Source organism: Halomonas ventosae (assembly GCF_004363555.1).
Taxonomy (GTDB): Bacteria; Pseudomonadota; Gammaproteobacteria; order Pseudomonadales; family Halomonadaceae; genus Halomonas; species Halomonas ventosae.
The window spans coordinates 72,310-78,997 of record NZ_SNZJ01000021.1; the positions used below are offsets into that span (position 1 = coordinate 72,310).

The window sequence follows — 6,688 nt, forward strand, 5'->3', positions numbered from 1 at the left end:
TGGGTAACGGGAGTGTCAGAGGAGAAACTTGAGGCCCACCGCCGTCAGCAGGGCGGCGAAGGAGAGGCGCAGCGTCCGGGGCGAGAGGCGATGGGCCAGCAGGACGCCGAGGCGCGCGAAGGGCACGCTGGCCAGCACGATGCCCAGCAAGGCCGGCAGCATCACGAAGCCGGCGGCCCCGGCGGGCAGCAGCGGGTTGCCCCACCCCACGGCCACGAAAGTGGCCGCGCCGAACAGCGCGATGGGCAGCCCGCAGGCCGAGGAGGTGCCCACGGCCTGGGTCATGGTGGCCCCGCAGCGCGTCAGCCAGGGCACGCTGAGGGTACCGCCGCCGATGCCGAAGAGCGCCGAGACGCCGCCGATCACCGCACCCGCCACGCCCATCACGGCACGCCCGGGTGCCACGCTGCCGGGCCGGGGGCCGCGTCCCAGCGCCATCTTCAGGGCGACCAGGATCACGAAGAGGCCGAACAGGGTCCCCAGCCGCCCGCCGGAGAGGCTACCGGCGACGAAGACCCCGGCGATCGCACCGAGCATCAGCCCCGGCAGCAGGGCCAGGAACCAGTCGCGGCGGATGCTGCCGCGACGGAAGTGTCCCCAGGCCGAGGAGGCCCCGGTGACCACGATGGTGGCAAGCGAAGTGCCTACCGCCAGGTGCATGGTCACGTCCGTGGCAACGCCCTGGAGCCCGAAGGCCAACGTCAGGGCCGGTACGATGATCAGGCCACCGCCCACGCCATAGAGGCCCGCCATGGTGCCGGCCAGCATGCCCAGGACCAGGTAGCCGGCCAGGCTTGCCAGCAGACTCATGCCGGGCCTGGCGCCGGGGCGCCGGGCAGCCAGCGCCGCACCAGGTCGACCAGCGCCTGGGGACGATAGGGCTTGGCCAGGAAGTCGTCCATGCCGGCCTGGCGGAAGCGCCGGCGATCCTCGTCGCTGGCGTTGGCGGTCAGTGCCACCAGGATGCTGCGCTGACGGGCCGCCCCCTCGGCCTCACGGTCGCGCCAGTGCCGGCTGGTCTCCACGCCGTCCATGCCGGGCATGAAGATGTCCATCAGCACCAGGTCGAAGGGGGCCCCCTCCAGCCGGGACAGGGCCTCCTCGCCGCTGGTCGCCGTCTCGACGTCGAGCCCCTGACGCTCCAGCACCTGGCGTGCCAGGGTCAGGTTCACCGGGCCATCATCGACGATCAGCACCCGCCCCTTGCCGTGGGGGAGCGGTCGGGAAGACGCCGCAGAGGTGCCGGCGGGCTCGCCGAGGTTCTCCAGCAGCACTGCAGCATCGGCCAGCCGCTCGCGCAGCGCGAGCAGGGCCCCATGGTCACGGTCGCCGCCACACTGGCGCAGGGCATCGCTCTCGAGCACCTCCGACAGCGCGCCCATCAGCGGGGCCAGCGACTGCTGCAGGTGAGAGAGGTAGCCGGACTTGAGGCGCGACTCCTCGCGGGCCCGAACCCGGCCGGCCTCCAGCCGCTCGAGCTGGCCGTTGCGGGCCTGGAGATCACCGGCCAGGCGCCGCTCGGCGGCCCGGCTCTCCTCGAGATCGCGCTGCCAGCCCTCGACCAGCGCCTGGCAGGCCTCCGACAGGGCCGCCAGACGCCTGGGGAGCGGCAGCTTGTCGCCGGGCTGGGGGCGCTGGTGGCGGGCCAGCCAGGCCTCGATGCCGGCCAGGGCGTCGTTGACCTCGCGCTGGATGCCGCGCAGGCGTTGTCGCAGCAGCGTCAGGAAGACCGCCACGTTGAGGCTGCTGCCCAGCAGCAGCGCCAGCAGCAACCAGAAGGTGGCGCCCCAGGAGGCGTGGGCGGGCATCATCGACCACAGCATGCCCCCGACCACCAGGCAGAGCACCACCAGAATGGCCTGGGCGAACAGCACCGGCCAGAGGATCGGCCAGACCAGGCGCGACCAGAGGCGGTCCAGGCGAATGTCGTCCTGCATTTTCATCCCTGTGCAAGCACGATGGAGGAAAAGAGTGTACGCGGCCGGGGCGAGACTGTCATGACGGCGCCTTCCCCCCGGCCGGCCGGCCGGATAAGCTGGCGCCATGTGCCTGATCGCCTTCGACCATCGCCCCGGCAGCGCCTGCCCGCTGCGCCTGGTGGCCAACCGTGACGAGTTCCATGCCCGCCCGGCCGCCCCACTGGGCGACTGGGAGGATGCTCCCGAGATCCTCGGCGGTCGCGACCTGGAGGCCGGCGGTACCTGGCTGGCGGTGCACCGCCGCGGCCGCTTCGCCGCCGTCACCAATGTGCGCGACCCGCGCCTCAAGGTACCGCCGGGAGCCCCCAGCCGCGGCGCTCTGGTGCGCGAGGCGCTGGAGCACGACGACCTGCCGGCCTGGCTGGATCGGCTATCCGACGGGGCCGCTCGCCACTATGCGGGCTTCAACCTGCTGGTCGGTGACGGCGAGACGCTCTGGCACCTCCATCGGGGCCTCGACGGCATCCGGCTGAGGCGTGTCCCGCCGGGCCTGCACGGGCTTTCCAACGCCAGCCTGGACACTCCCTGGCCCAAGCTGATCGCCGCCCGCCAGGGGCTCGCCGCCAGCCTGCGCCGCGGCCGCTGGCCCGAGGAGGCCCTGGCCGTGCTCGGCGACCCCCACCCCGCCGATGACGACCGGCTGCCGGAAACCGGCGTGGGGCTCGAGATGGAGCGCCGGCTCTCGCCTCCCTTCATCATCGGCCGGGACTACGGCACCCGCGCCTCCACCTGGCTGGCCTGGCACGGCGACGGGCGGGTCGAGCTCGGTGAGCGGCGCTTCGGCCCGGAAGGGGTCAGGCTGGGAGAGACCCAGCTTCGCTTGGAGCTGAAAGCTGAAAGTAGCCTGACCTTACCGCCCAAGGCATAAGGCCATTTCTTTCACCTTCGGGCTTCCAGGCGCGAAGCGCCGCTCTTTCCGCTCCCGGCGAAGCCGGGTCAGTCGCGGGGCGGCAGCAGGTGGGCGAGGTCCCAGCCGCCGAGACGCTCCGCGAGGTGGTGGCGCACGTCACCGGGCGAGTCGAGCCTGAGGGTCTCGGCAACCAGCTCGCGGGCACTATCGAGGGGCACCCGACGGATCGCCGCCCTCACCCGCGGCAGGCTGGGGGCATTCATCGACAGGGCATCGAAGCCCATGCCCATCAGCAGCAGGGCCCCGGCGGGGTCGCCGGCCATCTCGCCGCACACCGAGGTGGGCATCTTCAGGCGGCGGGCATCCTCGGCGAGCCGGGCCATGGCCGAGAGCACGGCGGGGTGGCAGGCATCGTAGAGGTCGGCGACCCGCGGGTTGTTGCGATCCACCGCCAGCAGGTACTGGGTCAGGTCGTTGCTGCCCACCGAGAAGAAGTCGACCCGTCGGGCCAGGGCATCGAGCTGATAGAGGGTCGCCGGCACTTCCAGCATCACGCCCACCCGAGGCCGGTTCACCGCCACCCCCTCCTCGCCGAGCTCGAGGATGGCCCTGTCGAGCAGGCGCAGCGCATCGTCGACCTCGTCGACGTTGGTGACCATCGGCAGCAGCACCTGCAGGTTGTCGAGCCCCTGGGAGGCACGCAGCATGGCGCGCAGCTGCACCATCAGCACCTCGGGATGGTCGAGGGTGACCCGGATGCCGCGCCAGCCCAGGAAGGGGTTGGCCTCCTCGATGGGGAAGTAGGGCAGGTCCTTGTCGCCGCCGATGTCCAGGGTGCGCATCACCACCGGCAGGGGCGCAAAGCTCTCGAGCTGCTCACGATAGAGGCGGGTCTGCTCCTGCTCGCCGGGGAAGCGCTCGGTGATCATGAAGGGCACTTCGGTGCGGTAGAGCCCCACCCCGCCGATCCGCGATTTCAGCGAGGCCACGGCATCCACTGCCAGGCCGGTGTTGACCATCAGCGGCATGTCGTGGCCGTCCGGGGTACGGCTGGGCAGGTCCTGCTCGTGCTCCAGCACCGCCATCAGCGCCCGCTCCTCGTCGATCAGGCTCTGGTAGTGGCTCTCGAGCTCCGGCCCCGGGCGCACGAAGAGGCGCCCGCGGTGGCCATCCAGCACCACCCGGTTGCCGCCGAGGCGTGGCAACGGCAGGTCGACCATCCCCGAGACCGTGGGAATCCCCATGGCCCGGGCGACGATGGCCAGGTGGGACGTGCTGGAGCCGCGCACCGAGACCAGCCCGACGAGCTTCTCGCGGGGCACCTCGCCGAGCATCGCCACGCTGATCTCGTCGCCCACCAGGATGGTACTGTCGGGGTAGACGTCCGGGGTCTGGGGGGTCTCCTCCTGCAGGTGGGCCAGCACCCGCCGCCCCAGGTCACGGACGTCGGCGGCGCGCTCGCGCAGGTAGTTGTCGTCGACCCGTTCCAGGTACTGGACGTGGCGACGCACCACGTCGGCCAGGGCACCGGGCGCCCACTGGCCTTCGCGGATACGCTTCTCGACCTCCTGGGAGAGGGCCGCCTCGCCGAGCATCTGCTGGTAGACGTCGAACAGCGCCAGCTCCTGGGCGGAGATACGGCTGGCCAGGCGCTCGCCGGCGGCGCGGATCTCGTCCCGCACCCGGCCGATGGCCTCCTTGAGCCGGGCGATCTCGTACTCCACGTCGGTGGGGATCAGGTCCGGCACGCTGTTGAGGTCCGCCGGCGCGGCAATCACCACCGCCTCGCCGATGGCCATGCCGGGCGAGGCCGCCACCCCGGTGAAGCGCGCCTGCCCGCCCGGCATGCTTGGCCGGTTGAGCCCGCCCGTCGCCAGGGCGTGGGCCAGCACGCCCGCCAGCTGGGCGGCCATGGTGACGAGGAAGGCCTCGTCCTCCTCGTCGAAGCGGCGCTTCTCGGACTGCTGCACCACCAGCACCCCCAGCATCCGGCGCTGGTGGATGATCGGCACGCCGAGAAAGCTCGAGTAGCGCTCCTCGCCGGTAGCCTCGAAGTAGAGGAACTGGGGGTGAGCCTGGGCATCCTCCAGGTTCAGCGGCTCCTCGCGCTTGGCCACCAGGCCCACCAGGCCCTCGCCCACCTGGAGGCTGACCCGACCCACGGCCTGGGCGCGCAGGCCAATGGTCTCCATCAGCACCAGCCGGTCGATGGACCTGTCGAAGAGGTAGAAGGAGCACACGTCGGTGCGCATCGCCTTGCGGATGCGCCGCACCATGGTGGCCAGGGCCGCTTCCAGATTGCGGGCCCCGTTGACCTCCTGGATGATGCGTCGCAACACCTCGAGCATCGGCGTCTTCTTTTCCATTGTGGTTGTCTCTCGCCTCGCTGAGGAATGGCGCGGCCGTCAGGCCCTCGGCTTATCCATGGCCAAGGGCCAGCCGCTGGGCCCGGGGGGAGAGCTCGCGCAGGGCGCGGCGGTAGACCTCCCGCTTGAAGGGCACGACCTGTCCCAAGGGATACCAGTAACTGACCCATCGCCAGCCGTCGAATTCCGGCTTGCCGGACATGTCCATGCAGATCCGGCTCTCCTGGCAGCAGATCCTCAGCAAAAACCACTTCTGTTTCTGGCCGATGCACACCGGCCTCGAGTGGGTACGAACCATGCGTCGCGGCAGGCGGTAGCGCAGCCAGCCCCGGGTGCAGGCAAGGATCTCGACGTCGTCGGCGGTCAGGCCGATCTCCTCGTGCAGCTCACGAAAAAGTGCCTGTTGCGGAGTCTCGTTAGCCTTGATGCCTCCCTGGGGAAACTGCCACGCATTCTGTCCTACCCGACGCGCCCAAAGCAGCTGCCCCTGCTCGTTGGCGATGATGATGCCAACATTGGGGCGAAAGCCGTCAGCGTCGATCACGGACTTCACCTTATGAATCCAGTATTGACGCCATTCTTCCACAACGCCGCAAAGGGCATCAATACGACCAAGCTGTAAGCCGTGAATGCGTCCTCATCCGCGCCGGCCCGGCGCTCGAAGCGCGACGGCGCTTCTGCCATAATCGCCGACCTTGTCACGACCTTGAAACGCTTTCGAGACCACCAGAGGGGAATGCAGTGAGCCTGGCCATCTTCGACCTGGACAACACCCTGCTGTCGACCGACAGCGACCATGCCTGGGGCGAGTTCCTGCTGGAGCAGGGCGCCGTGGACCCGGTGGCCTACCGCGAGGCCAACGACCGCTTCCTGGCCGACTACGAGGCCGGCACCCTGGACATCCAGGCCTTCCTGGCGGTGGCGCTGCGCCCGCTCGCCGAACACAGCCCCGAGCAGCTCGCCGCCTGGCACCAGCAGTTCATGGCCAGCAAGATCGAGCCGCATATCCTGCACAAGGGCGAGGAGCTGGTGGCCCGCCACCGGGCCCGCGGCGACACCCTGCTGATCGTCACCGCCACCAACCGCTTCATCACCGGCCCCATCGCCGAGCGCCTGGGCATCGACGAGCTGATCGCCGTGGAGCCCGAGGTGGTCGATGGCCGCTACACCGGTCGCCCTACCGGCATCCCCAGCTATCGGGAGGGCAAGGTCAAGCGCCTGGAGGCGTGGCTCGCCGACAGGGACCTGACCCTGGACGGCAGCTGGTTCTACAGCGACTCCCACAACGACCTGGCGCTGCTGGAGCGGGTCGACCACCCGGTGGCGGTGGACCCCGACTCCAGCCTGCGCGCAGAGGCCGAGAAACGCGGCTGGAAGATCATCAGCCTGAGGGACTGAGCGGCCAAGCGGCCAAGCGGCCAAGCGGCCAAGCGGCCAAGCGGCCAAGCGGCCAAGCGGCCAAGCGGCCAAGCGGCCAAGCGGCCAAGCGGCCA

Annotated in this window: 6 protein-coding genes; 2 read left to right on the top strand and 4 right to left on the bottom strand. The window is 70.3% G+C overall.

Translation table 11 applies throughout. The annotated features are described in order from the left end of the window. Positions 1-15: 15 nt before the first annotated feature. Both DFP85_RS15965 and DFP85_RS15970 read right to left on the bottom strand, forming a co-directional pair. Positions 16-810, bottom strand: coding sequence for a sulfite exporter TauE/SafE family protein (locus DFP85_RS15965; RefSeq protein ID WP_133637425.1), 795 nt, complete (start codon positions 808-810; stop codon positions 16-18). Then, entirely contained in the window at positions 807-1,937 is a 1,131-nt protein-coding gene (locus DFP85_RS15970) for a response regulator (protein ID WP_133637426.1), read from the bottom strand. The genes DFP85_RS15965 and DFP85_RS15970 overlap by 4 nt, the downstream gene beginning before the upstream one ends. 106 nt (positions 1,938-2,043) lie before the next feature. Between DFP85_RS15970 and DFP85_RS15975 the strand changes: the two genes are divergently transcribed. Further along, positions 2,044-2,847 carry an NRDE family protein gene (locus DFP85_RS15975; RefSeq protein ID WP_133637427.1) on the top strand — a complete coding sequence of 268 codons (804 nt, stop codon included), beginning with the start codon at positions 2,044-2,046 and terminating at the stop codon, positions 2,845-2,847. Between the two features lie 68 nt (positions 2,848-2,915). Here the strand turns inward: DFP85_RS15975 and ptsP are convergent, their stop codons facing one another. Continuing rightward, positions 2,916-5,177: a phosphoenolpyruvate--protein phosphotransferase gene (gene ptsP, locus DFP85_RS15980; protein ID WP_133637433.1), complete on the bottom strand. Its 2,262-nt coding sequence runs from the start codon at positions 5,175-5,177 to the stop codon at positions 2,916-2,918. Between the two features lie 70 nt (positions 5,178-5,247). After that, complete coding sequence (locus DFP85_RS15985) at positions 5,248-5,739, bottom strand: RNA pyrophosphohydrolase (RefSeq protein ID WP_133637428.1); 492 nt, start codon at positions 5,737-5,739, stop codon at positions 5,248-5,250. Between the two features lie 197 nt (positions 5,740-5,936). Between DFP85_RS15985 and DFP85_RS15990 the strand changes: the two genes are divergently transcribed. After that, the gene (locus DFP85_RS15990) at positions 5,937-6,593 is read left to right on the top strand and encodes a histidinol-phosphatase (protein WP_133637429.1); all 657 of its coding nucleotides are present in this window, start codon (positions 5,937-5,939) and stop codon (positions 6,591-6,593) included. Positions 6,594-6,688: the final 95 nt, after the last annotated feature.

What these genes read in the sequence shown, in the direction of transcription:
- ptsP (WP_133637433.1), bottom strand. Translation starts at nt 5,177, where the DNA reads ATGCTCGAGGTGTTGCGACGCATCATCCAGGAGGTCAACGGGGCCCGC.
- DFP85_RS15970 (WP_133637426.1), bottom strand. Translation starts at nt 1,937, where the DNA reads ATGCAGGACGACATTCGCCTGGACCGCCTCTGGTCGCGCCTGGTCTGG.
- DFP85_RS15965 (WP_133637425.1), bottom strand. Translation starts at nt 810, where the DNA reads ATGAGTCTGCTGGCAAGCCTGGCCGGCTACCTGGTCCTGGGCATGCTG.
- DFP85_RS15975 (WP_133637427.1), top strand. Translation starts at nt 2,044, where the DNA reads ATGTGCCTGATCGCCTTCGACCATCGCCCCGGCAGCGCCTGCCCGCTG.